This is a genomic window from Embleya sp. NPDC056575 (assembly GCF_042793325.1).
In the GTDB taxonomy this organism is placed as follows: Bacteria; Actinomycetota; Actinomycetes; order Streptomycetales; family Streptomycetaceae; genus Embleya.
Genome location: NZ_JBHTVA010000050.1, coordinates 16,745 through 40,968, shown reverse-complemented (window position 1 = coordinate 40,968; position 24,224 = coordinate 16,745). Strand labels below are relative to the sequence as shown.

Below are 24,224 nucleotides of genomic sequence, written 5' to 3'. Positions count from 1 at the left end.
GGCATCGAGATGAAGGCGTTGACACCGAGCGGTGGGATCGGGTCCTGGGTCGTCCCCGAGGAGGTGCCGCAGCCCCGGCCGCGTCCCGACGAGGCGTTGGTCAAGGTGGAGGCGTTCGCGGTGAACCGGGGCGAGACCTTCCTGCTGGAGCATCCGCGCGCGGGACACCGGCCGGGCAAGGACGTGGCGGGGCTGGTGGTCCAGGCCGCGGCGGACGGCTCGGGGCCGGCGGTGTGCACCCGCGTCGTGGGGCACCCGATGGGAGGCGGGTGGGCCGAGTACGCCGCCGTGCCGACCTCCGCGCTCGCGCCGCTCCCCGAATCGATCCCCGCGACCGTCGCCGCCGCGCTGCCACTGGCCGGGTTGACCGCGCTGCGGCTGCTGCGTACGGCGGGGCCGGTCGCGGGCCGCCGACTGCTGCTCACCGGGGCGTCCGGCGGAGTCGGCCACTACGTCACCGAACTGGCCGCCGCGGCCGGGGCCGAGGTCACCGCGGTCACCCGGTCCCCGGAACGCGGCCGCCGCCTGGTCGAATTGGGCGCCGCGGCGGTCGTACACGACGTCGGCGACGCGGTCGGCCCGTACGACGTGGTGCTCGAATCCACCGGCGGCACCGAACTGCCCCGAGCGCTGGCGAAGTTGCGCCGACGGGGACTGCTGATCTGGTTCGGCCAGGCCAGCCGGACCCCGGTCACCCTCGACTTCTTCGACTTCTTCGCCGGGCCCGAGTCGGCCACCCTGCGCCACTTCCACTACATGGACTGCGACACGCCGTTCGCCGCCGACCTCGGCACGCTGGTGCGACTGGTCGCCGAGGCCCGGTTGAACCCCGAACTCGGTCTGGTCGCCGACTGGTCCGAGACCGCCGCGGTGCTCACCGACCTGCGCGAGCGGCACGTGCGGGGGAAGGCGGTACTGACGGTGTCGTGACCCCGCCCGCCTGCCCTCGCACCCCCCTGACCCATCCACGCCCCAGGAGTACGTCATGACCACCACCGCCCCCAAGGCCGTCGTCACCCGCTACGTCGAGGCCGTCGCCGACGGCGATCTGCCCACGATCCGGGCGAGCTTCGCCGAAAACGCCACCTGGACCTACCCCGGCGAACTGCCCATCTCCCGCACCTGGGTCGGCCGCGACACGATCATCGAGGACTTCCTCGGCGACGTCGGCGCGCTGCTGCGGCCGGAGACGGTACGGATTCGCCTGGTGTCGATCCACGCGGACGGCGACGTGGTGTTCGCCGAATGGACCTCGGACGCGGTCACGGTCGGCGGGGTCGAGTACCACAACCGGTGCCTCGGGATCTTCGAGGTGGCGGACGGCCGGATCGTGTCGGTACGGGAGTACGCGGACACCGGCCACACGGGTCGCGTGTTGTTCCCGAACCACGTCGTCGCGGCCTGACGCCCACCGAACCGTCGCCACCCGCCGCATCCGCACACAACGCCCGAAAGGCGATCACGACGACCATGACATCCACGAACGTGCTCCCCGATGTCTCCACCGTCTTCGAAATCCCGGGATTCCTGCCGCAGTTCGTCGCCGGCAACCGTACGCGGGCGATCGCCTGCGGGCTGGACCCGTACGAGTACGACCGGGTCACGGCGACCGACCTGGACACGCTCGCCGAGTGGCCGGCCGCGTTCCGTCGGGTCGGCGAGGCGTACTCGCGAGTGGGCGAGCGGCGTGCGGCGAGCGGTCACCAGGTGTCGGCGGGGGAGGCGTTCCGGACCGCCGCCCGGTGGCTGCACTGTGCGACGTTCCCGCCGGCCGCCGACCACACGGGCACGATCGTGGCGGCGCGCGCGGCCGACGCGGCGATGCGGCGGGCGTTCGGGTATCTGGATCCGGGTGCGGTGCGGATCGAGGGGGAGGGGTTCGCGGGATGGCTGCGCCGGCCGGTCGACGCGGCACTGCCGCCCCGGGTCGTGGTGGTGGCGCCGGGGTTGAACTCCGGCAAGGAGGAATTCCAGGCGGTGGACGAGGCGTTGCTGCGTCGCGGCCTGGGCGTCTTCTCCTTCGACGGTCCGGGCCAGGGGGTGCTGGTCGACACCGCGCCGCGGGCCGACTACCACCGCGTGGTGAGCCGGGTGATCGACGCCCTCGACGCGCGGGCGGACCTGGACACGCGCGGCGGGGTCGGACTGATCGGCCTGAGCCTGGGCGGCTTCTACGCGCTCCTGACCGCCGCCCACGAACCCCGCGTGGCGGCCGTCGTCGCGGTCAGCGGTCCGTATCGCCTGGACTGGCCGGAACTCCCGCTGTTCGTCCGAGAAACGCTCACGGTACGCACCGGAAGCCCGGCCGCCGCCAAGGAGTTCACCCGCCACGTCGATCTCACCGGCATCGCCGACCGCATCCACGCACCCCTTCGGGTGGTCGAGGGCGGCGAGGACATCACCCCCGGCGTACTGCCGGCCGCCCACGTGACCCACGACGCCCCCGAAGCGGAGATCCTGCTGATCCCCCACGGCGACCACCTACTCTGCAACGCCCAGGCGGCCTGGCTCCCCGACACAAGCGACTGGCTCACCGACCGCCTCGGCCAGGTTGCGGGCCGCGGCCGGGGACAACACGGTGTTGCCCTCGACGGCCACCCGGAGCAGCGCGACCAGGTCCTCCGACACGGTCACCCCCGGCCTCGCCGCGCGATCCGCCCGATACGGCCGACGGTGGGCACCGGTCTCGCCGGTTCATCCGAGACCGATCCGATCGTTCCCCCCGAATCAACGAAGGCATCGATCCCGACGAATCACCCGTTGGAGCTCGGGCGCGAGCACGCGCGGCGTGTTTAATCGGGGGTGCGGCTCGGGTTCGGGTGTGATGGAAGGAATCTCGGTGGGCGTGGTCGATCGGCAGGGGCTCGGGTTGTCCGGGATGGGAGCGGAGGCGGCCGGGCGCTTCGAGCGTGGGCTTGACGCGTTGTTGTTCTTTCGGGCGGAGGTTTCCGTCGAGGTGGAGGCCGTGTTGTCGGCGGCTCCCCAGGCGCCGATGGGGCATGTGTTCGCCGCCTATCTCGGGCTGCTTGGCACCGAGCCGGCCGATGCCGCCGCCGCGCGGGAGCGTTTCGCGGCGTTCGCGGCCGGTGGGGCGCGGGGGGATGCGCGCGAGTCGGCCCACCTCGAGGCCGCCGAGGCGTGGTTGGCGGGTGACATCCACCGGGCCGGGGACATCCTGCGCGACCTGGTCGTGGCGCACCCCCGGGACACGCTCGCGCTCGCGATCGGCCATCAGATCGACTTCTTCACCGGCGACGCGACCCGGCTGCGCGACCGCGTCGGCGGCGCGCTGAGCGCGTGGGAGCCGGACGATCCGCACTACGGGCCCCTGCTCGGGATGTCCGCGTTCGGCCTGGAGGAGACCGGCCACTACGAGCGTTCCGAACAGGCCGGACTGGCCGCCGTGGCGGCGCACCCGCGCGATGTGTGGGCGATCCACGCGGTGGTGCACACGTACGAGATGCAGGGCCGCTTCGCCGAGGGCATCCGCTTCCTGGACGCCCGGGTCGGCGACTGGTCGGGCGGCAACTACCTCAACGTGCACAACTGGTGGCACTACGGCCTGTACGCGATCGAGGCCGGCGCGATCGACCGGGCGCTGGCGATCTACGACGCCGTGCTGCACAACGACCACTCGATCGGCGCCGCGATGGAACTCCTGGACGCTTCCGCGCTGTTGTGGCGCATCCACCTGGCGGGCGGCGAACAGCCGAAGCGCTGGGCCCGACTGGCCGACGCGTGGGCGGCCCGCGCCGACGGCCCGTACTACGCCTTCAACGACGTGCACGCGGTGATGGCCTATCTCGGCGCCGCCCGGATCGCCGACGCCGAGGCGGTGGTCCGCGACCGGGAGCGGTGGCTGGCCGACCCGCACCCCGGGGTGAGCAACCACACGATGACCGCCGAGGTCGGCCTGCCGGTGTGCCGCGCGCTGGTCGCCTTCGAACAGGGGCGCTACCCGGACACCGTCGACATCCTCGCCCCGATCCGGCACCGCCTGAACACCTTCGGCGGCAGCCACGCGCAGCGCGACGCGATCCAGCAGACCCTGGTCGAGGCGGCCCTGCGCGCACAGCGGCACGACCTGGCCCGCACCCTCCTGAGCGAGCGGGTCAACCTGCGACCGAGCAGCCCGTACAACTGGCTGGGTCGGGCCCGGCTGGCCGAGGAACTGGGCCGGGCGGCCGAGGCGGCCACGGCCCGGGAGCAGGCGGTCGAACACACGAAGGCGATCACCGTCGCCTGGGGTCGCTGAGCGGCGGGCCGGACCGGGTCGCCCGGCGGCCGGCCGCCCCGCGGCCGTGCGCGAGAATGGCCGACCTGTCCGGGGCCGCGCGGATGAGCCGAGCCCTCCGACACCGTCGACGAGCGCTGGAGAGTGGTAGGCATGGGTGAGCCCCCGGTGACCGGGTCCGTGGTACGACGCGAGCCCCCGGACGACCCCGGACTCGCCGCCGCCGCCGCGCAGTCGCCCGGCGGCTCCGTCGCCGAGATCGACCCGGCCTACGCCGACGACCCGAACGGCTACGTGCCCGGCGAGGCGATCCGCGGCGCGTGGCTGGTCGGCCCCGACGGGGTGCTCACCGGGGAGTACCGGGAGAACCCGCACCACGGCCCGCCGCGGGACGACTTCGGCAAGCTGCTGGACCAGGACGCCTGGTTCGACTGGATCGGCGACGACCCGGCCGCCGCGCTGCGCGAAGCGGTCACCGACTGCTTCGCGGGTCAGGCCCCGGGCGCGACGCTGACCTGGATGAAGGTGCTCGAACCCCCGCGCGCCGCCACCACCGGCCGGCCCGACCCGGACGACGAGCAGTACCTGATCCCCACCCGCACCGCGCTCGCCGTCTGCTTCGCCGCCCAGATCCAGGCGCCGGACCGGGACCGGGCCACCGTGTGCGGCATCTTCACCTGGGCCGCGAGCGGCCTCGACCGCCCCGCCGAGCGCCGCGATCGGGTGTGGCTCGACCTGGACGGGACCGACCTGGACCTGGCCGAGGAGCAGCTACCGCCCCGGATGTACGCCCTGGACGAGGAAACGCCCTCCTGACCGGTCGCGGGCGCCGATCACCCCGCGACCGCCGATCACCCGACCGCCGATCACCCTGCCTCGCGCAACCTCGGCTTCAACTGCCGGGCGATCGCCTCCGCCAACCCCGGCGGCACCGCGTTGCCGATCTGCCGCGCGATCTCGGTCTTGGACCCGCACCACACGAAGGTCTCCGGGAAGGACTGGAGCCGGGCCGCCTCGCGGTGTGTGATCGGCCGGTTGACCCGGTCGGCCGGGTCGTCCGGGTTCCACTGCGGGTGCAGGTACTGGCCCTTCTCGGGCTTGTAGAACTCGGTTCGGATGGTCAGCGACGGGTGGCCCCAGCGCATCCGGCCCATCACATCCGTCGTGCCGGTCTTCTTGTTCCGCCAGCAGTCGGGAAGCAGGTGGTCGGGCAGGTCGAACCGGCCGCCGCCGGGCGGCACGCAGTCGTAGCGCAGCAGCGAGCGCTCGGTCGGCGTGCGGCCCAGGTGCAGGTCGGCCTCCTTGAACACGCCGGGCACCGGGCGGCCGAAGAACTCGGTCTTCGACGTGGGCAGGCTGGTCGTCCCGGGCACACGCGGCAGATCCGCGATCGCGTCCCGCACGGTGCTCCAGCGCAGTCGGCGGCCGGGGCCGTGGGTCGGCTCGGGTGCCTCGATCCGGCCGATCCGTGAGCCGATCACGATCGCCCGCTTGCGGCGCTGCGGAACGCCGTAGTCCACCGCCGGGAGCAGCGCGTCGGTCAGTTCGTACCCCTCCAGGAGGCCGCCGGGCTGCGCCTCGGCGAGCAACAGCGCGAACTCGGCGGACTTCTGGAAGCGGTCCACGTTCTCGATCACGAACACCTTGGGCTTGGCCCGACGCACGAAGCGCAGGTATTCCTTCCAGAGCTTGTTGCGCGGATCCTCCACGTTGCGGCTGCCGAGGTTGGAGAAACCCTGGCAGGGCGGGCCGCCGATGATCACGTCGGCGCGTGGGATGTCCCGGTCCGGGATCTCCGCGATGTCGCCCCAGCGCATGTGCGCCTCGCCGAAGTTGGCGGCGTAGGTCGCGGCCGCGTGCAGGTTCCACTCGACCGCCATGACCGGCCGAAAGCCCTTCGCGGCGGCGAACCCGGACGTCATTCCACCGCAGCCCGCGAACAGGTCGATCATGGTGATGGGTCGTGCCATGCGGACAGGTTAGCCGGCCGCGCGCCTGGCGATCACCGCATCCCGAACCCTGACCGCCGCGACCGCCGCGTCCTCGTGCTCCCAGACCCGCACGACCAACCAGCCGGCCTCGGCCATCCGCCGGTCGGTGTCCGCGTCGCGGGTGCGGTTTCCCTCGATCTTGGTCTTCCAGAACTCGGCGTTGCGCTTGGGCCAGGTCGCGTGCACCGGGCAGCCGTGCCAGAAGCAGCCGTCGACATAGACGGCGACCTTGGCCGGGCCGAAGACGACGTCGGCCTCGCGGCGGACGCCCTTGAGCGGGCGGCGGTGCACCCGGTAGCGCAGTCCCATGCCGTGCAGGACACGTCGCAGCGCGACCTCGACGTCGGTGTCCTTGCTGCGTTGGCGACTCATCCGGGCACGAGTCGCGTCGGTGGTGGTCAGGCTCGTCACGGGGACCATGGTGCACGCTCGCACCGTCATCGCGCGCGGCAACGGTGTTCAGGCCGGGTACGCACGCGCCTCGGTGGCCTTCACCGCCGCCCATACCGGCTTCCCGGGCGCGAGTTCGAGTTCGGCGACGGCCAGTGGCGTGACGTCGGCGAGCAGCGGCACCGGGCCGGTCAGCTCGACTCGCACCGTGTCGCCGTGCAGTTCCATGCCGTCCACCTCGACCTGCCACAGGTTGCGCGGGCTGCCGTCGGGGCGGCTGCGGTACAGCGTCACCGCCGATGGCGGGAAGGCCACGAACACCTCGGCCGCGTCCGGGAGTTCGGCGACCACCAGCCGCTGCCCGGCGGCTACCTCGACGCCACCGGGGGAGATGGTGCCGCGGTACAGGTTCAGGCCGACCAGGCGCGCCACGTAGTCGGTGCGCGGGTGCCGGGCCACCTCGGCCGGGGTGCCCTCCTGGACCGCGCGACCCGCCTCGATCACGGTGAGCCGGTCGGCCAGCACCATCGCGTCGAGCGGATCGTGGGTGATCACCACCGCGACGCCGTCGAAATCGGCGAGGTGCCGGCGCAGCGTGGCGCGTATCTCCACCCTGGTGCGCGCGTCGAGGGCGGCCAGCGGCTCGTCCAGGAGCAGCAGCCGCGGGTGGGTGGCCAGCGCCCGGGCGAGGGCGACCCGCTGCGCCTGGCCGCCGGAGAGCCGACCCGGCTTGACGCCGGCGTGCTCGGCCAGGCCGACCCGCTCCAGCCACTCGGCCGCCGCGGCGCGCGCCTCGCGCCGGCCGACGCCCTGGCAGCGCGGGCCGAAGGCGACGTTGTCCAGCGCGGACAGGTGCGGGAAGAGCAGGTAGTCCTGGAACACCACGCCCACCGGTCGCCGCTCGGGCGGGGTGTACCGGCGTCGGCCCGGATCCTCCAGGTCGACGCCGGCGAGTCGGGTGTGCCCGCCGCCGAGGGGGGTCAGGCCCGCCAGGGCGCGCAGCGCGGTGCTCTTGCCGGCGCCGTTGGGTCCGAGCAGCGCGACCACCTCGCCGGGTGCGGCGGTCAGGTGTACGTCCAGGCGGAACGCGTCGCGGGCGACCACGAGATGCGCGTCGAGACCGGAGGCCGCGTCGGGTGCCGCGTCGGGCGCCGTGTCGGATGCCTTGCCCGGGCCGGTCACGACGTGGTCATCCAACGCTCGCGCAGGCCCGCCAGGATCAGCACGGACACCGCCAACAACACCAGGGAGAGCACGATCGCCGCCTCCGGATCGGTTTCGAGCGCGAGGTAGACGGCGAGCGGCATCGTCTGGGTCTTGCCCGGGAAGTTGCCGGCGAAGGTGATGGTGGCGCCGAACTCGCCGAGCGCGCGGGCCCACGCGAGTACCGCGCCCGCCGCCACGCCCGGGGCGATCAGCGGCAGGGTGACCCGGCGGAACGCGGTCCAGCGGGACGCGCCCAGCGTGGCCGCGGCCTCCTCGTACCGCGGATCCGCCGCCCGCAGCGCGCCCTCGACGCTGATCACCAGGAACGGCATCGCCACGAACGCCTCGGCCACGATCACCCCGGTGGTGGTGAACGGCAGCGTGTAGCCGAACGTGTCGTCCAGCCACTCGCCGACGATGCCCCGGCGGCCCAGCACCAGGAGCAGCGCCACGCCACCCACCACCGGCGGCAACACCAGCGGCAGGGTGACCAGCGCGCGGACCAGGCGCCGCCCGGGGAAGTCGGTACGGGCGAGCAGCCACGCCAGCGGCACACCGAGCACGAGCACGATGCCGGTGGCCACGGTCGCGGTGAACAGCGAGAGCTTCAGCGCCTCGCGGACCTCGCCGCTGCCGAGTTGGCTCCCCAGGTCGCTCCACGGCGCCCGGATCAGCAGTCCGAGCAGCGGCAGCACCAGGAACACCAGGCCGATCAGGCCGGGGACGAGCAGGGCCAGGGGCGCGCCGCCGCGGCGCGGACGTTCGGCCCGCACGCGGCGGCGGACCCGGGGAGAGCCGATCACGGGGCCTGGAAACCCGCCGCGGTCAGCGCGGTGCGGCCGGGCTCGGCCAGGACGAAGGCGACGAACGCCTTGGCCGCGTCGGCGTTGGGCGCCTTCGCGAGCGGGACGATCGGGTACGTGTTGACCGCCTGGGCGGATTCGGGGAAGTCCACGCCGACCACCTTGGCACCCGCGGCCTTGACGTCGGTGCGGTACACGAGCGCGGCGTCCACCTCGCCGAGGGTGAGCTTGGTCAGCGCGGCCTTGACGTCCTGTTCGAGCGTCGACGGGGTGAACTTGACGCCGCCCGCGTCGAGCGCGGTCTTGGCGGCGGCGCCGCACGGGACCTGCGGGGCGCACTGGGCGACCTTGAGGCCGTCCTGCTTGAGGTCGGCGAGCGACTTGATGTTCTTCGGGTTGCCCGGGGCCACCGCGATCTGGAGGGTGTTCTTCGCGAACGCGGTGGGTGTGCCGTCGGCGCTCTTGCCGTCGGTGACGAGCTTCATGTTCTTCTCGTCGGCGGAGGCGAACACGTCGGCGGGCGCACCCTGGTTGATGCTCGCGGCGAGCGCCGAGCTGCCCCCGTAGTTGAACTTGACGGTGACGCCGGGGTGGGCGGCCTCGAACTGCTTGCCCAGCGCGGTGAACGTCTCGGTCAACGAGGCGGCGGCGAACACGGTGACGGTGCCCTTGAGCGGCTTGGCGTCGGCGGCGGGCGTGCTGCCGGGAGCCTGCGTGGCGGCCTTCGGGGTGTCCTTGTCGCTCTTCTTCCCGTCGTCGTCGCCGCACGCGGCGAGGGTCACCATCGCCCCCGCGAGCAGCGTCGCCGCGATCGCCCGCCTGGCTCGCACCGTCCCGATTGCGCCCACTGTGCCCACTCCCAGCTATTCGAGGGAGTGCTCGCGCGCGCCCTCGGTCCGCTCCACCATGACATTCGTCGACTTCACCACCGCGGTGGCGAGTACGCCGACCCGCAGGCCGAGTTCGTCCGCGGCCTCGGCGCTCATCAGCGAGACCACCCGATACGGCCCGGCCTGGATCTCGACCTGGGCCATCACCGTGTCCTTGCGGACGTCGGTGACGATGCCGCGGAAGCGGTTGCGCGCCGACGACCAGCCGAGCCGTTCGCTGTCCGCGCGGGCGTCGCCGGCGGCCGTCGAGCGGGCGAACGCGGCCAACGCCGCACCGTCCACCACCCGCCGGCCGTTCTCGTCCCGCCGCGCGTCGAGTCGACCGGAGTCCACCCATCGCCGCACCGTGTCCGCGCTCACACCGAGCAGAGCCGCCGCGTCACCGATCCCGAACGTGTTCACGGCCGGGATCCTAGCCACGCGCGCCTCTCCCGCAGAGCGAAGCCGATGTACGCAGGCGGCGGCGGGGCCGTCGCCTGCGGAGCGTCATCCTTGCAGATACCAGGATGTTTCCGCCATGGGCCTCGCAGATTCGATCCGACCGGCCGTCCGCGGCGGCGTCGTGGTCGCTGTGTCGGACCCGGCCGGCAGGGTGGCGATCGTGCATCGAGACGACGTGTGGAACCTGATCGAGGAAGCCCGCCGGGCCGACCCCGACCCGAACGAACGCCTGCGCGTGTTGTGCGATCGGCTCTCGGGCCTTCCGCTGCCGGAGATCGTGGGCTTCCAGATCGGCCTGGACGAGGTGCGCCGGCCGCTGGACACGTGGGTGTCGTGGGCCGCCGCCGCGCGGATCATGGGCGGTTTCTGCTCCGACGACGGCTTCTGGTACTTCCAACCCTGGGTGATCGGCCTGGGCCGCGACGCCTACGAGCGGGTGGTCGCGAACCCGGACGCGCTCGCCGACCTGCCGGAGGTGCGGTGCCTGGCCGGCCGGCCGTTCGAATCCTGGTCCGACGCGGAATGGCCGCAGTGGGAGGAACTGGCCTACGTCGCCGAAGAGGCGTACGAGGCGCGAACGGGACAGGAGGACGGCCTGGAAAACGCCCTGGACGCCCTGGGCATCGACCTCGCGGCCGATCCGAACCCGCCGGACGACGGCCTCACCGACACCGCCCGAGCCCGACTCCTCCCCAGGCTCCACGCCCTCTTCCCCTGACCCGAGACGGTGAGGCGGGCGACGGCTTCGACCGAGTGGACCCGCCCACACGGCGGGCGCCGACGCTATCGGCGGAGGATGGGCGCGAGGTCCTTCAGCCAGGCGTCGCGCGCACTCGTCCACTCGGCCGCGCAGCCGGCGACGCGTTCCCGTGGCAGGAGGCTCGTGTTCGCCAGGTCGGGATTCCGGTCGGGGGCGGCGCCGTAGAGCCGGCAGAGGTGATCGGCGGCGCGCACGAGATCCGGTGCGTGCTCGTCCTTCGCATCGCGAGCGGCCCTGCCGGCCTCCGCCGCCGAAAGCCGATACTCCTCCACGGCCGCCCGCAACCGCCGCTCCCCGCCCACCCCTTGCCGCAGCAACATCAGCGCGGCGAACCGATCCGCCGCATCCTCCTCGGCGCGTTCGTCGAGGGGCAACCGCAGGACGTCGACGAGGGCGTGGCCGGCCTCGTGGTACAGGGTCTCCACCAGGACGGCGACGACCTCGTCGTCGGCCGGCCGATGGCCACCACGCTCGAACAGACCACGCTCGTCCGCGACATCGTCGTAACACACCTCGATGCGACGGGTTTCGGGATCGTACGCGGAACCCTCCCCACCACAGGAACGCCCGACGACGACGATCTCCCGCCCGGGGTCGACGAATGCCCCGAGCGCCTCGACCGCCTCCTCCATGGGCCGTCGAGCACGCAGAAACCCCGCATCCCCCCGATCCGCGAAATCCGGCTCCTCATAACGAACCACGAAGCCACCACCACGCCCCGGCCCCGGAGCCGGCAAGTCCTTCGTGTCCGTAGGCCGAACCTCGTCCGCATCGCCCCCGGCCAAACCACATCCCCCGACCAGGACCACCACGACGAGCCCCACCCGGACCCGCCCGCGCCACCGCCCGCCCCCACCCCAAGCCCGCATGTGCCGAAGGTATACGCGCCATCCACCGAGCGGAGCGATCGTCGTGCGACCGGTGGGCCGGTGGTCAGAGCCAGGTGTATGTCTCGTCGGTCACCGGGGGCAGGGCGGCGTCGGTGGTGGGGGCATGGGGGGTGGGCAGGGCGGTGAGGGACCCGGTGATCGGTGGGAAGACGGGGAGTTCGGCGGTCTTGCGGTAGTCGATCCAGACGATCGTGCCGACGTCGTGGCTTCCGTCGGGGAGTTCGTCCCGCTCGTGCGCCGCGAGGCGGGCGCGGATCTCGGGGGTGATGTGCAGGCGGTGGATCAGGTGGAGTTTGCGTGGCGGTGGGGTGCGACCCGGGCGGCTGACGCGCTGGTCGAGGATCCACAACAGCTCGCCGCCCTCGGCCCGCTCGACGTCGAGGTCGAGTTCTTCGACGAGTTCGCGGCGTAGGGCCTTTGCGAAGTCCTCGCCCTCCTCGACGTTGCCGCCGGGCAGGACGTAGAGGGGGGACCCGCCATGTTCACGTCGGATCAGGGCGATCTCGGCGCCGCAGAAGACGAGGGCGCCGACCCGGACCTTGATCCGGGAGAACGGGACCGCCGTCGGGTCCGGGTCCGGGGGGTGTGTCATGGCGCTCAGTATCGCGACTCGGCCCCCGGGACCCGGGCGGGCAGGCGCAGTTCATCGAAACGGCGCTTCCGGCGGAGAACGGCGTATCGCTCGCCGAAGCCCGCGTCCGGGCCCTGGTCCGCTCGGGCGCCCGTTCACTCCGGCCGATCTCGCCGCCCATGCGAACACCGGTGGGCGCACCCTCACCGGCGTTCACGCGTGTGTGAGGGCGCCGGCTTCCGTTCGGGCCGGAGCCGTGCCGCTCGCCGTCACCTCGAACTCCTCCGGCCGGATGCCCAGCATCCGGCCCAGTTCGGTGCGCCCTGCCTCGGTGGCTCGGACCGCGCGGCCCGTGCCGACACGTTCGGTCCAGCCCCGGGACAGGAACAGCCGGCACAGTTCGGCGCCGGCCGTGCCGGCCAGGTGGTGGCGGCGTTCGGTCCAGTCCAGGCAGGGGCGGGCCAGGGGGCGTTTGCCGGAGGTGGTGAGGTCGGCGCCAAGGTCCGTGAGCCAGGTCAGGCCCGCGTCGGTGATCGCGAAGCCGGCGTCCTGGCGGAGCAGGTCCCGGGCGGTGAGCGCGTCGGTGATCGCCACGCCGAGGCGGCCGGCCAGGTGGTCGTAGCAGGTGCGCCCCCGGGCCAGGGCCGCGCCGGCCGAGTGCGCCCGCAGCGACGTCGCCGGCCGGGGCGTCGCCGGCGCCGAGTACGTGGCCAGGTCCTCGACCAGCCGCGCCACCCCCGCGTCGGCCAACCGCACATACCGGTGCCGCCCCTGCCGCTCCCCGACCAGCAGGCCGCCCTCGACGAGTCGGGTCAGGTGCTCGCTGATCGTGGACGGCGCGACCCCGCAGTGCCGGGCCAACTCGCCGGCGGTCCAGGCCCGCCGATCCAGCAGGGCCAGGCACACCGCCGCCCGCGTCTCGTCCGCGAGCAACGCGGCGAGCGCGGCGAGGCGAGGCACCGAATCCGGATCGGAGGCACGTGCGATCGAGTCCATGCCGCCATCATCACCCCGGGACGCTTCGGCCCGGACCGAAGGGTTCGCCGCCGCCGACAGGCCGTGCGCGCGTCCGGCTCTGTCAGGATGGGGGCGTGTTCCTACCGCTCACGGGTGTCACCGTCGTCTCGCTCGAACAGGCCATCGCCGCGCCCTACGCCACGCGCCAACTGGCGGATCTCGGTGCCCGGGTGATCAAGATCGAGCGGCCCGGCGCGGGGGATTTCGCCCGGGCGTACGACGAGACCGTCGAGGGTTTGTCCAGCCACTTCGTCTGGGCCAATCGGGGGAAGGAAAGTCTGACGCTCGACGTGAAGGACGAGCGGGCGCCGGAGATTTTGGATCGACTGCTGGCCCGGGCCGATGTGTTCGTCCAGAACCTGGCTCCGGGCGCGGCCGATCGGCTCGGGCTCGGCGCGGCGGAATTGCGGGCCAGATTTCCGCGGCTGATCGTTTGTGGAATATCGGGTTACGGGACCGCGGGGCCCTATCGGGACAAGAAGGCGTACGACCTGCTCGTGCAGTGCGAGGCGGGACTGCTGTCGGTCACCGGTACCGCCGAGGAGCCGGCCAAGGCGGGGATTCCGATCGCCGACATCGCCGCCGCGATGTATGCCTTCACCGGATTGCTCACCGCGCTCTACGAGCGGCAACTCACCGGCGAGGGCAGCTCTTTCGAGGTCTCCATGCTCGACGCGCTCGGCGAGTGGATGGGGTTCCCGTACTACTTCGCGACCTACGGCGGCACACCCCCGCCGCGAACCGGGGCCCGGCATGCGGCGATCGCGCCCTACGGGCCGTACCGCGTGGGCGGCGGCGGGCAGGTGTTCGTGGGTGTGCAGAACGACCGGGAGTGGGCCGCGCTGTGTGAACGGGTGCTCGGGCGGCCGGAGTTGGTCGATGATCCGGACTTTCGCAACAATTCGCTGCGGGTGGCGGCCAACGAGCGGCTCACCGCGCTGATCGAGGCGGCCTTCGCGGACCGTACGGCCGACGAGATCGTGGCGAGCCTGGACGCGGTCGGCATCGCCAACGCCCGGATGCGTACCGTCGCCGAATTCGCCGACCACCCGCAACTCGCCGCCCGCGACCGACTGCGCACCGTCGACTCCCCGGCCGGCCCGCTGCGCGCGTTGCTGCCGCCGGTCACGGTGGCCGGCCGCGAGCCGGCGATGGGCCCGATCCCGGCGGTCGGCGAGCACACGGAGGCGATCCTCGCGGAGCTGGGGTTCACCGAGCCGAAGCCCGCCGGCGAGTAGGTGACGCGCGGCCCGCCACCGGAAATACTTCTCCGCCTCCCGATCTCCGCGACATTTCCGTGCTAGCCTTGGGGCAGTTGCAGTAGTGGTTCCCATGAATTTTGTGAGCGCCTTACGGTCGTGACCGTCGGGCGCTTTTTGTTTGTCCAGAACCGGATTCGTGTGACGAGTGAATTGCTGTTGCGGCCTGTGGATGTGCATGTGTGCACGTCCACATTCGGCACCACGAAGGAGATTTGTATGGCTACTGGAACCGTGAAGTGGTTCAACGCGGAAAAGGGCTTCGGCTTCATCCAGGCGGACGACGGCGGCCCGGATGTCTTCGCGCACTACTCGGCGATCCAGTCGCAGGGCTTCCGTGAGCTGACCGAAGGTCAGAAGGTCACCTACGACTCCGTGCAGGGCCAGAAGGGCCCGCAGGCGGAGAACATCACCGTCTGATCCACGCCGCACCACCCGAACGGCCCGTCCCCTTCCCGGGGCGGGCCGTGTGTGCGTACCGGAGCGATCCCCGCGCGTTGCATGATGCCCCCATGGCATACATCGGCAACGACGAGCACGTCGGCCGCATGCGCGTGATCCGCGCGTGCGGCCGGATCCTGTCCGGGGTACGGCCCGCCACGGTCGCCGAGCGGCTGGCCCGGCTCGACACCTACGTGCGGGAGAACGTCGACCCCGACGAATGGCCCGACACCTACGGCGACGGCGGCGCGGTCGCCCGCCTGGAGGCCCGGACCGCCGAGCTGCTCGGCACCGAGGCCGCGCTGCTCTTCCCCACCGGCACGATGGCCCAGCAGGTCGCGCTGCGCATCCACGCCGGGGCCACGGGATCCGACGTGGTCGGCATCCACCCCCGCGCCCACCCGTTGACCTACGAGCGCGACGCGATCTCGGTCCTGTCCGGGCTCCGGCCGCTCGTGCTCGCCCGGGGGCCGGGGCAGATCACCGCCGACGACGTCCGGAGCAGCGCCGAGCGGTTCGGCACACTCTTCTACGAACTCCCGCTGCGCGACCACGGTTTCGTCCTGCCCGCCTGGGACGACCTGATCGCCGTCGTGCAGGCCGCCCGGGATCGGGACGCCGCGCTGCACCTGGACGGCGCCCGGCTGTGGGAGAGCACCACCGGGCTCGGACACCGGCTGACCGAGATCGTCGACCTGTTCGACTCGGTGTACGTGTCCTACTACAAGGGTCTCGGCGCGAGCGCCGGGGCGGCTCTCGCGGGCGACGCCGAGCTGATCGAGGAGGCGCACGCGTGGCGCCACCGCTACGGCGGGCGACCGTTCCAGGCCTGGCCGATGGCGCTGGAGGCGCTGGCCGCGCTCACCGAGACCCTGCCCCGGCTGGCGACCTGCGTCGGGCATGCCGCGACGGTGGCGGCCGGCCTCGCCCGGGTGCCGCAGACCAGGGTGTTCCCGGCGGTCCCGCACACCCACCAGTTCCAGGCGTGGCTGCCGTACCCGGCCGAACTGCTCAACCGGGTCAACGTCGAGTACGCCGTCGAGCGTGGCGTGTGGCTCACCGGCCGCTGGACCGAGCCCGGGCCGCCGGGCCTGTCGTACACGGAGATCACCGTCGCCGAACCCGCCCTGGAGTGGACCGAGGACGAGGTCGCCGACGAGTTCGGCGCATTCGTGGAGCGGGTCCGCAAAAGCGGCTGAGCGCGGGCGCGGCGACCGGCGGCCGTCGGTGACATGTGTCACCCCCGCCGCCCACGCCGATCCGGGCATGTTGCGTCAAGGCGGGCCACTGAGCAATGCTGGCCCCGCGCCGGCCCTACCGGCGCGGGGAGGGCGTGGCAGGAACCCGGTGTGATCCCGGGACGGTCCCGCCACTGTGACCGGCTCCGCCGTACGACGTCGTCCGACGTCGACCACGGCGCGACCGGGAGTCAGGAACTGCGCGTCTCACCCCGAGTCCGATGGGGCGCGGACCCCGGAGAGGCGCTTCCAGGTGACGATTTCGTCCTGCCGGCGTTCTTGCACACCCAGCCGACGTACACCCAGCCGACGTACGCCCGGCGGCCACCCGCTCGCCCACCCCACGCCCGGCGGCCACACGCCCCGCCGGTCGGCCCGCGGCATCGTCCCCGCCGGAGGCTCCCGGTGATCCTCCTCCTCTCCACCTCCGACACCGACCTGCTCAGCGCCAAGGCGAGCGAGGGCGACTGGCGCCTGGCCAACCCCTCCCGGGTCGACGTGGCGGACCTGCCCGCGCTCCTCGACGGCACCGACCTCGTCGTGGTCCGCCTGCTCGGCGGCCGGCGCGCCTGGGAGGCGGGCCTGGACGCGCTGCTCGCCGGACCGCGCCCGGTGGTCGTGGTCAGCGGCGAACTCGCCGCCGACGCGGCGCTGATGGAATTGGCCACGGTGCCCGCCGGGGTGAGCGCCCAGGCGCACGCCTACCTCGCCCAGGGCGGCCCGGCCAACCTGACCCGGTTGTACCGCTTCCTGTCCGACACGCTGCTGCTCACCGGCTTCGGCTTCGAGCCGCCCGTCGAGGTGCCCTCCTGGGGGCGGCTCGACCGCACGGCGTCCGGCGGCGACGGTCCGGCGGTGGGCGTGCTGTACTACCGCGCGCACCACCTGGCCGGGAACACCGCGTTCGTGGCCGACCTGTGCACGGCGATCGAGAACGCGGGCGGGCGGCCGGTACCGATCTGGTGCGCCTCGCTGCGCGGCGCCGACGAGTCGTTGTTCGCCGCGCTCGGCGAAGTGGACGCACTCCTGGTCACCGTGCTCGCGGCGGGCGGCGCCGGTGGGGCCAAGCCCGCCGAGGTGTCCGCCGGCGGCGACGACGAGCAGTGGGACGTCGGCGCGCTGGCCGGACTCGACATCACCATCCTCCAGGCGCTCAACCTCACCACCAGCCGGGCCGAGTGGGAGGCCGGCGACGCGGGCCTGTCACCGCTGGACGCGGCCACCCAGGTGGCCGTACCCGAGTTCGACGGCCGGCTGATCACCGTCCCGTTCTCGTTCAAGGAGACCGGCGCGGACGGCCTCACCCACTACGCCGCCGATCCCGAACGGGCCGCCCGGGTGGCCGGGATCGCGGTACGACACGCCCTGCTCCGGCACGTACCGGCCGCGGAGCGCCGGGTCGGCGTGGTGCTCTCCGCGTACCCGACCAAACACTCCCGGATCGGCAACGCCGTCGGCCTGGACACCCCCGCCTCGGCGGTCGCGCTGCTGCGCGCGATGCGCGCGGCCGGCTACGACGTCGGCGCGCTCGACGGCGCCGACGCGCTGCCCGGCCTGGAACCCCCGGACGGCGACGCGCTGATCCACGCGCTGATCGCGGCCGGCGGCCAGGACCCCGAGTGGTTGACGGAGGGTCAGCTCGAAGGCAACCCGGTCCGGATCTCCGCCGCCGCCTACCGCGAGCGCTACGCCACCCTGCCGCTCGGACTGCGCGCGAACATCGAGGAGCACTGGGGCCCGCCGCCCGGCGAGCTGTACGTGGACCACTCGCGCGACCCGGAGGGCGAGATCGTGCTCGCCGCGCTGCGCGCGGGCAACGTCATCCTGATCATCCAACCGCCGCGCGGCTTCGGCGAGAACCCGGTCGCCATCTACCACGACCCGGACCTGCCGCCGAGCCACCACTACCTGGCCGCCTACTGGTGGCTGGACGCGCCCGCCGGGCCGGCCGGCTTCGGCGCACACGCCCTCGTACACCTGGGCAAGCACGGCACGTTGGAGTGGCTGCCGGGCAAGAACCTGGGGTTGTCCGCGGAGTGCGGCCCCGACGCGGTGCTGGGCGATCTGCCGCTGGTGTACCCGTTCCTGGTCAACGACCCGGGCGAGGGCGCACAGGCCAAGCGGCGCGCGCACGCGATCATCGTCGACCACCTCGTGCCGCCGATGGCGCGCGCCGAGACGTACGGCGACCTGACCCGGCTGGAGCAACTGCTCGACGAATACGCCAACGTGCAGGCGCTCGACCCGGCCAAGGGCCCGGCCCTGCAGAGCCAGATCTGGACGCTGATCCAGGCCACCAAGCTGGACCACGACCTGGGCATCACCGACCGGCCGCACGAGGCCGAGTTCGACGACCTGATCCTGCACCTGGACGGATGGCTCTGCGAGGTCAAGGACGCGCAGATCCGCGAGGGCCTGCACATCCTGGGCGACGCGCCCACCGGCGAGGGCCGGATCAACCTGGTCACCGCGATGTTGCGGGCGCGCCAGGTGTGGGGCGGACGGGCCGCCGCGCTGCCGGGGTTGCGCGAATCCCTCGGCCTGGTCGAGGGCGGCGGCGCCTCGCGCACCGAGACCGACGACGCCGAGGACCGGGCGCATCGGCTGGTCGCGGCGATGGAGGCGGCCGACTGGGACCCGACCCGGGCGGCGGCCGTCACCGCCGAGGTGCTGGGCGACGAATCGCCCGCCGTCGCCGAGGTGTTGGCGTTCGCGGCGACCGAGATCGTGCCGCGCCTGGACCGCACCGGGGACGAGATCGGCGCGGTGCTGCACGCCCTGGAGGGCGGCTACGTCGCGGCCGGGCCCAGCGGTTCGCCGCTGCGCGGGCTGGTCAACGTGTTGCCGACCGGCCGCAACTTCTACACGGTGGATCCGAAGGCGATCCCCAGCCGACTGGCCTGGGAGACCGGACAGGCGCTCGCCGACTCGCTGTTGGCCCGCTACCGCGCCGACAACGACGGGAACTGGCCGCGCTCGGTCGGCCTTTCGGTCTGGGGCACCAGTGCGATGCGGACCAGCGGCGACGACATCGCCGAGGTGCTGGCGCTGCTGGGCGTGCGGCCGATCTGGGACGACGCGTCGCGCCGGGTGACCGGGATCGAGACGATTTCGCCCGCCGAACTGGGCCGCCCGCGCGTGGACGTCACCGTGCGTATCTCCGGCTTCTTCCGGGACGCCTTCCCGCACGTGGTGTTGCTCCTCGACGACGCGGTGCGGCTGGCCGCCGAGGCGGACGAGCCGGACGAGGACAACTACGTCCGGGCGCACGTGCGGGCGGACGTCGCGCGGCACGGCGACGCACGGCGCGCCACCACGCGCGTGTTCGGCTCGCGTCCGGGCGCGTACGGCGCGGGCCTGCTGCCGCTGATCGACGCGCGCACCTGGCGCGACGACGCGGACCTGGCCGAGGTGTACGCGACGTGGGGCGGCTACGCCTACGGGCGCGGCCTGGACGGGGTGTTCGCGCGCGAGGACATGGAGGACGCGTACCGCAGGATCGCGGTCGCGGCCAAGAACACCGACACGCGCGAGCACGACATCGCCGACTCGGACGACTACTTCCAGTACCACGGCGGCATGGTCGCCGCGGTGCGCGCGCTGACCGGGACCGCTCCGGCCGCCTACATCGGCGACTCGACCATGCCCGACGCGGTCCGCACCCGCACCCTCCAGCAGGAGACCGCCCGGGTGTTCCGCGCCCGGGTGGTCAATCCGCGCTGGATCGAGGCGATGCGCAAGCACGGCTACAAGGGCGCGTTCGAGCTGGCGGCCACCGTGGACTACCTGTTCGGCTACGACGCCACCACCGGCGTGGTGGCGGACTGGATGTACGAGAAGCTCGCGGGCGAATACGTCCTGGACGAGACCAACCGCGAGTTCATGCGCACGTCCAACCCGTGGGCGCTGCGCGGGATCGCCGAGCGGCTCCTCGAGGCGGCCGACCGGGGCATGTGGGAGAAGCCGGAGGCGGCCACGCTCGACGGGCTGCGCGAGGTGTACCTGGATGTCGAGGGCGATCTCGAAGGCGGCGAGGACGCGGGGGATGGCTGAGCGGGAGACCGGGGCCGGGCTGGTGTCGGAGGCGGTGTCCCTGATGGGGGCGCCGTTCACCGGCACCGGTCCGGTGTCCGTGGTCGGGATCGGGGACGACGGCTGGGTCGGACTGTCCGAGGCGGCCCGGGACTCGGTGCGCGAGGCCGAGGTGTTGGTCGGCGGAGCGCGGCACTTGGCGATGGTGCCCGACACCAAGGCCGAACGGATCGCTTGGCCGTCGCCGTTCCAGGTGGGCTTCGTGGCCCACCTGGCGGCGTCCCGGCGGGTGTGCGTACTGGCCAGTGGCGACCCGATGTTCTTCGGCGTCGGGGCCACGCTGGTCCGGAGGTTGGGCGCCGATCGGGTCACCGTGCTGCCGGCGGCCTCGTCGGCGTCGTTGGCCTGCGCGCGGCTCGGCTGGTCGACGCAGACCGTGGCGGTGGTCAGCGCGGTGGGCCGACCACTCGACACCCTGGCCGCCGAACTGGCCACGGACCAGCGGGTGTTGGTGCTCAGTGCGGACGGGCTGACGCCGGGTCGGGCGGCGGCACTGCTGGTGGCGCGCGGGTTCGGGACGAGCGAGGTCACCGTGCTCGAACACCTCGGCGGCCCGGACGAGTCGATGTGGCGCGGCACCGCCGACGCGCTCGCGGCGGCCCCGGAGCGGCGGTTCGCGGACCTGAACGTGGTCGCCGTCGCGTGTGGGCCGGGGCCGGGACTGAGCCGGCTGGCCGGCCTGCCGGACGACACCTACACGCACGACGGGCAGTTGACCAAAAGGGAGATCCGGGCGGTGACGCTGGCCGCCCTTGGGCCGCGCCCCGGCGAACTGCTCTGGGACGTCGGCGCGGGCAGCGGCAGCATCGGGATCGAGTGGATGCGCGCTCATCCGCACTGCCGGGCCACGGCGTTCGAGGCGCGTGCGGACCGGGCCGAGCGGGCGGCGGCGAACGCGATCGCGCTCGGCGTGCCGGATCTGCGGATCGTGGTCGCCCGGGCGCCGGAGGCGCTGTACGGGGAGACGCCTGACGCGGTCTTCATCGGCGGCGGGCTGACGACGCCCGGCGTGGTCGAGCGCTGCTGGCACGCGCTGCGCCCGGGCGGACGATTGGTGGCCAACGCCGTGGTCGCCGAGTCCGAGGCCGAGTTGGTGCGGCAACGCGCGGTTTTCGGCGGCGAGTTGACCCGCCTTCAGGTTACCCGGTCCGGCCCGGTGGGCTCGTTCACCGGGTGGCGGCCGGCGATGCCGGTCACCCAATGGGTGGCCGTGAAACCCGTGTCCGTTTTCCCCTCCGACGAGGAGCAGTCCCACCCATGACCGTGCACTTCATCGGCGCCGGCCCCGGCGCCGCCGACCTGATCACGGTGCGGGGGCTGCGCATCATCGCCGCGTCGCCGGTGTGCCTGTACGCGGGCGCACTCGTACCGCGCGAACTGGTCGAGGCCGCACCGCCCGGCGCCCGCCTCGTGGACACCGCCGACCTGAACCTGGATCAGATCGTGGAGGAACTGCGGGCGGCGCACGCCGCCGGGCACGACGTGGCCCGCCTCCAGTCGGGGGACACCTCGTTCTTCAGCGCGGTGGCCGAGCAGCAGCGCCGCCTCGACGCGCTCGGCATCCCGTGGGACATCACCCCGGGCGTACCGGCGTTCGCCGCCGCGGCGGCGGCCATGGGCCGGGAGTTGACGCTGCCGACGGTGGGTCAGACGGTGATCCTGACCCGGGTCGCGGGCAACGCGACGGCGATGCCGCCCGGCGAGGACCTGGCCGGCCTCGGCCGCTCCGGCGCGCTGCTCGTGCTGCACCTGGCGGTGGGCCAAGTCGAGCGTGTGGTGGCCGAATTGACCCCGCTGTACGGCCCGGACTGCCCGGTCGCGGTGGTCGCCCGCGCGTCGCGCCCCGACGAGCTGATCGTGCGCGGCGAACTGGCCGACCTGGTGTCGCTGGTGCGCGACAACGGGATCAGGGCGGTGGCGGTCATCATGGTCGGCCGCGTGCTGGGCGAACCGGGTTTTTGCGACAGCCACCTGTACAGCGAGGCGCGCGACCGGGCAGCGGCGTCGCAGCCGGCCGGATGAACGGGCGGGCGCCGCTACCCGGGTTCGGCGCGGCCGACGATCGTGCCGCCGCGGTCGATCGCGATCACGTCCACGGTGATCGGGGTCTCGCTGCCGCGCAGGAGGTCGCGCGCCGCGTCCCGAGCGGCCTCGGCCACCGCGTCGCCGAGCGGGACCCCGGCGGCACGGGCCAGTTGCAGGGCGTGCAGCGCGGTGTTCGCGGCGCGGATGTTCGCGACCAACTCCGCGTCCCCGCCCACCGCCGCGGCTCGCTCGGCGAGGTGGTCCAGGTTCACCTGCGAGCGGCCCGAGTGCAGGTCGAGATGTCCGTCGGCGAGCTTGGAGAGTTTGGCGAAGCCGCCGGCGATGGTCAACCGCGAAATCGGGTGCCGGCGCAGGTACTTGAGCAGCGCACCCGCGAAGTCGCCCATGTCCAGCAGGGCCGTGCCGGACAACCCGTGCAGCTCGGCGCCGACCCGCTCGGACGTGGTGCCGGTGGCGCCGAGCACGTGCGTCTCGCCGGTGGCCGCCGCGACGTCGATGCCCCGGCGGATCGAGTCGATCCAGGCCGAGCACGAGTAGGGGATCACGATGCCGGTGGTGCCCAGGATGGACAGGCCGCCGAGGATGCCCAGGCGCGGATTCCAGGTCCGCTCGGCGATGCGCTCGCCGTCGTCCACGGACAACTCCACCGTGACGTCACCGGTGCCGCCGTACGCGCCGGCCACCCGCGCCACCGCCTCGCGCATCAGCATGCGCGGGACGGGATTGACCGCCGGTTCGCCGACGGGCAGCGGCAGACCGGGCAGCGTCACGGTGCCGACCCCGGGCCCGGCCCGGAACGTCACCCCGGACCCGGCCGCCGCGTGCCGCACGGTGGCCCGGATCAGCGCACCGTGGGTGGCGTCCGGATCGTCCCCGGCGTCCTTGATCACACCCGCCATCGCCACGTCGGCGCCACGCTCCTCGACCGCGAGGGCGAACGCCGGCGTCTGCCCGCCGGGCAGGTACACCGTCACCGGATCCGGGAACTCGCCGCTCAGCAGGGCCTGATAGGCGGCCGTGGTGGCGGCCGTGGCACACGCCCCGGTGGTCCAGCCGCGACGCAGCGGGCGATCGGGGCGCGTCATCGGAGCGGGAGCCGATCATGAGCGAGGCGACACCATCCGGCCGGCCGGCCGACGGTCGGGTGCTGCTGGTGCTCGGCGGCACCTCCGACGCCCGGACCCTGGCCGCACTCGTCGCGGACACGCCCGGACTGCGGGTGGTGTCGTCGCTGGCGGGGCGGACCCGGGCGCCGGTGTTGCCGGTCGGCGAGTCCCGGGTGGGCGGCTTCGGTGGAATACCCGGCCTGGTGGCCTGGCTGCGGGACCGGGACGTGGCGGGCGTCGTCGACGCCACCCACCCGTTCGCGGCCCGCATCTCGGCGCACGCGGTCGCCGCCTGCGCCGAGGTCGGCGTACCGCTCCTGCGGCTGCAACGGCCGGGCTGGACGGCCGTGCCGGGCGACGACTGGCACCCGGTCGACTCGGCCGAGCACGCCGCACGGGTGTTGCCCGGACTGGCCCGCCGGGTGTTCCTGACCACCGGGCGCCTGGAGACCGCGCCGTACGCGCACCTGGACCATCTGTGGTTTCTGCTGCGCAGCGTCGAGCCGCCCACCGGCGCACTGCCCCGGGCCTGCGAAGTGCTTTTGGCCCGGGGCCCGTTCACGGTCGAGGACGAGATCGCGCTGATGCGCGACCGCCGCGTCGAGGCGATCGTCACCAAGGACAGCGGCGGCACCCAGACCGCGGCCAAACTCACCGCGGCCCGCGAACTCGGCCTGCCCGTGGTGCTGATCCGCCGTCCCGAGGCGACCGCGCCGGAACAGGTCGCCGACGCGGCGAGCGCCGCGCGCTGGGTCCTGGCCAGGGCGGCCGTCGGCGGGGCGCCGGGCGGGGCGTGAGGCGTACATATCAGTCACTGTGCCATAAATCCGCACCTCGACCCCGCCCCGC

General features: G+C 73.2%; 23 protein-coding genes and 1 riboswitch. Of the genes, 13 read left to right on the top strand and 10 right to left on the bottom strand.

The window, feature by feature from the left end:
- The first annotated feature begins 9 nt into the window (after window positions 1-9).
- From ACFRCG_RS32775 to ACFRCG_RS32755, 5 genes are all read left to right on the top strand, one after another.
- Entirely contained in the window at window positions 10-930 is a 921-nt protein-coding gene (locus ACFRCG_RS32775) for a zinc-binding dehydrogenase (RefSeq protein ID WP_380038178.1), read from the top strand.
- Window positions 931-985: 55 nt separating this feature from the next.
- Window positions 986-1,405 carry a nuclear transport factor 2 family protein gene (locus ACFRCG_RS32770; protein ID WP_380038176.1) on the top strand — a complete coding sequence of 140 codons (420 nt, stop codon included), beginning with the start codon at window positions 986-988 and terminating at the stop codon, window positions 1,403-1,405.
- A 65-nt stretch (window positions 1,406-1,470) separates the two neighbouring features.
- A complete protein-coding gene (locus ACFRCG_RS32765) occupies window positions 1,471-2,796 on the top strand; it encodes an alpha/beta hydrolase family protein (protein WP_380038174.1) in 1,326 nt (441 codons plus the stop codon).
- Window positions 2,797-2,839: 43 nt separating this feature from the next.
- The gene (locus tag ACFRCG_RS32760; protein ID WP_380038172.1) at window positions 2,840-4,255 is read left to right on the top strand and encodes a tetratricopeptide repeat protein; all 1,416 of its coding nucleotides are present in this window, start codon (window positions 2,840-2,842) and stop codon (window positions 4,253-4,255) included.
- Window positions 4,256-4,387: 132 nt separating this feature from the next.
- The gene (locus ACFRCG_RS32755) at window positions 4,388-5,050 is read left to right on the top strand and encodes a hypothetical protein (RefSeq protein ID WP_380038170.1); all 663 of its coding nucleotides are present in this window, start codon (window positions 4,388-4,390) and stop codon (window positions 5,048-5,050) included.
- 50 nt (window positions 5,051-5,100) lie between these two features.
- Here the strand turns inward: ACFRCG_RS32755 and ACFRCG_RS32750 are convergent, their stop codons facing one another.
- Genes ACFRCG_RS32750 through ACFRCG_RS32725 form a run of 6 tightly spaced genes read right to left on the bottom strand, consistent with a single transcriptional unit; the run spans window position 5,101 to window position 9,916 of the window.
- The gene (locus tag ACFRCG_RS32750) at window positions 5,101-6,204 is read right to left on the bottom strand and encodes a DNA cytosine methyltransferase (RefSeq protein ID WP_380038168.1); all 1,104 of its coding nucleotides are present in this window, start codon (window positions 6,202-6,204) and stop codon (window positions 5,101-5,103) included.
- Window positions 6,205-6,213: 9 nt separating this feature from the next.
- The gene (locus ACFRCG_RS32745; RefSeq protein WP_380038165.1) at window positions 6,214-6,645 is read right to left on the bottom strand and encodes a very short patch repair endonuclease; all 432 of its coding nucleotides are present in this window, start codon (window positions 6,643-6,645) and stop codon (window positions 6,214-6,216) included.
- A 39-nt stretch (window positions 6,646-6,684) separates the two neighbouring features.
- Entirely contained in the window at window positions 6,685-7,797 is a 1,113-nt protein-coding gene (locus ACFRCG_RS32740) for an ABC transporter ATP-binding protein (RefSeq protein WP_380038163.1), read from the bottom strand.
- Window positions 7,794-8,624, bottom strand: coding sequence for an ABC transporter permease (locus ACFRCG_RS32735; protein WP_380038161.1), 831 nt, complete (start codon window positions 8,622-8,624; stop codon window positions 7,794-7,796). Before ACFRCG_RS32735 ends, ACFRCG_RS32740 begins: the two co-directional genes overlap by 4 nt.
- Window positions 8,621-9,472 (bottom strand): molybdate ABC transporter substrate-binding protein, encoded by an 852-nt coding sequence (modA, locus tag ACFRCG_RS32730; RefSeq protein ID WP_380038159.1) that lies wholly within the window; start codon window positions 9,470-9,472, stop codon window positions 8,621-8,623. Before modA ends, ACFRCG_RS32735 begins: the two co-directional genes overlap by 4 nt.
- A gap of 15 nt (window positions 9,473-9,487) precedes the next feature.
- Window positions 9,488-9,916 carry a molybdopterin-binding protein gene (locus ACFRCG_RS32725; RefSeq protein ID WP_078974592.1) on the bottom strand — a complete coding sequence of 143 codons (429 nt, stop codon included), beginning with the start codon at window positions 9,914-9,916 and terminating at the stop codon, window positions 9,488-9,490.
- Window positions 9,917-10,031: 115 nt separating this feature from the next.
- Between ACFRCG_RS32725 and ACFRCG_RS32720 the strand changes: the two genes are divergently transcribed.
- Entirely contained in the window at window positions 10,032-10,673 is a 642-nt protein-coding gene (locus tag ACFRCG_RS32720; protein ID WP_380038157.1) for a DUF4240 domain-containing protein, read from the top strand.
- Window positions 10,674-10,738: 65 nt separating this feature from the next.
- Here the strand turns inward: ACFRCG_RS32720 and ACFRCG_RS32715 are convergent, their stop codons facing one another.
- The 3 genes from ACFRCG_RS32715 to ACFRCG_RS32705 all read right to left on the bottom strand — a co-directional run bounded on the left by ACFRCG_RS32715 (window position 10,739) and on the right by ACFRCG_RS32705 (window position 13,172).
- Window positions 10,739-11,584 carry a DUF4344 domain-containing metallopeptidase gene (locus tag ACFRCG_RS32715; RefSeq protein WP_380038155.1) on the bottom strand — a complete coding sequence of 282 codons (846 nt, stop codon included), beginning with the start codon at window positions 11,582-11,584 and terminating at the stop codon, window positions 10,739-10,741.
- 64 nt (window positions 11,585-11,648) lie between these two features.
- Window positions 11,649-12,197, bottom strand: coding sequence for an NUDIX hydrolase (locus ACFRCG_RS32710; RefSeq protein WP_380038153.1), 549 nt, complete (start codon window positions 12,195-12,197; stop codon window positions 11,649-11,651).
- Window positions 12,198-12,389: 192 nt separating this feature from the next.
- Window positions 12,390-13,172 (bottom strand): ArsR/SmtB family transcription factor, encoded by a 783-nt coding sequence (locus ACFRCG_RS32705; protein ID WP_380038150.1) that lies wholly within the window; start codon window positions 13,170-13,172, stop codon window positions 12,390-12,392.
- A gap of 95 nt (window positions 13,173-13,267) precedes the next feature.
- Here ACFRCG_RS32705 and ACFRCG_RS32700 point away from each other — a divergent pair, with 95 nt between their 5' ends.
- From ACFRCG_RS32700 to cobM, 6 genes are all read left to right on the top strand, one after another.
- On the top strand, window positions 13,268-14,431 hold the full coding sequence (locus ACFRCG_RS32700) for a CaiB/BaiF CoA transferase family protein (protein ID WP_380038148.1): 1,164 nt from the start codon (window positions 13,268-13,270) through the stop codon (window positions 14,429-14,431).
- Window positions 14,432-14,671: 240 nt separating this feature from the next.
- Window positions 14,672-14,872 carry a cold-shock protein gene (locus tag ACFRCG_RS32695; protein WP_379996997.1) on the top strand — a complete coding sequence of 67 codons (201 nt, stop codon included), beginning with the start codon at window positions 14,672-14,674 and terminating at the stop codon, window positions 14,870-14,872.
- A gap of 92 nt (window positions 14,873-14,964) precedes the next feature.
- Window positions 14,965-16,092 carry a threonine aldolase family protein gene (locus ACFRCG_RS32690; protein ID WP_380038146.1) on the top strand — a complete coding sequence of 376 codons (1,128 nt, stop codon included), beginning with the start codon at window positions 14,965-14,967 and terminating at the stop codon, window positions 16,090-16,092.
- Between the two features lie 138 nt (window positions 16,093-16,230).
- A riboswitch (cobalamin riboswitch) is annotated at window positions 16,231-16,332 on the top strand.
- Window positions 16,333-16,536: 204 nt separating this feature from the next.
- Complete coding sequence (gene cobN / locus ACFRCG_RS32685) at window positions 16,537-20,184, top strand: cobaltochelatase subunit CobN (protein ID WP_380038144.1); 3,648 nt, start codon at window positions 16,537-16,539, stop codon at window positions 20,182-20,184.
- Window positions 20,177-21,484: a precorrin-6y C5,15-methyltransferase (decarboxylating) subunit CbiE gene (gene cbiE / locus ACFRCG_RS32680; RefSeq protein WP_380038142.1), complete on the top strand. Its 1,308-nt coding sequence runs from the start codon at window positions 20,177-20,179 to the stop codon at window positions 21,482-21,484. Before cobN ends, cbiE begins: the two co-directional genes overlap by 8 nt.
- Window positions 21,481-22,245, top strand: coding sequence for a precorrin-4 C(11)-methyltransferase (gene cobM / locus ACFRCG_RS32675; protein ID WP_380038139.1), 765 nt, complete (start codon window positions 21,481-21,483; stop codon window positions 22,243-22,245). Before cbiE ends, cobM begins: the two co-directional genes overlap by 4 nt.
- A gap of 14 nt (window positions 22,246-22,259) precedes the next feature.
- Here cobM and ACFRCG_RS32670 read toward each other — a convergent pair whose 3' ends face one another.
- Entirely contained in the window at window positions 22,260-23,354 is a 1,095-nt protein-coding gene (locus ACFRCG_RS32670) for a cobalt-precorrin-5B (C(1))-methyltransferase (RefSeq protein WP_380038136.1), read from the bottom strand.
- A 17-nt stretch (window positions 23,355-23,371) separates the two neighbouring features.
- Between ACFRCG_RS32670 and ACFRCG_RS32665 the strand changes: the two genes are divergently transcribed.
- Window positions 23,372-24,172 carry a cobalt-precorrin-6A reductase gene (locus ACFRCG_RS32665; RefSeq protein WP_380038133.1) on the top strand — a complete coding sequence of 267 codons (801 nt, stop codon included), beginning with the start codon at window positions 23,372-23,374 and terminating at the stop codon, window positions 24,170-24,172.
- Window positions 24,173-24,224 lie beyond the last annotated feature (52 nt).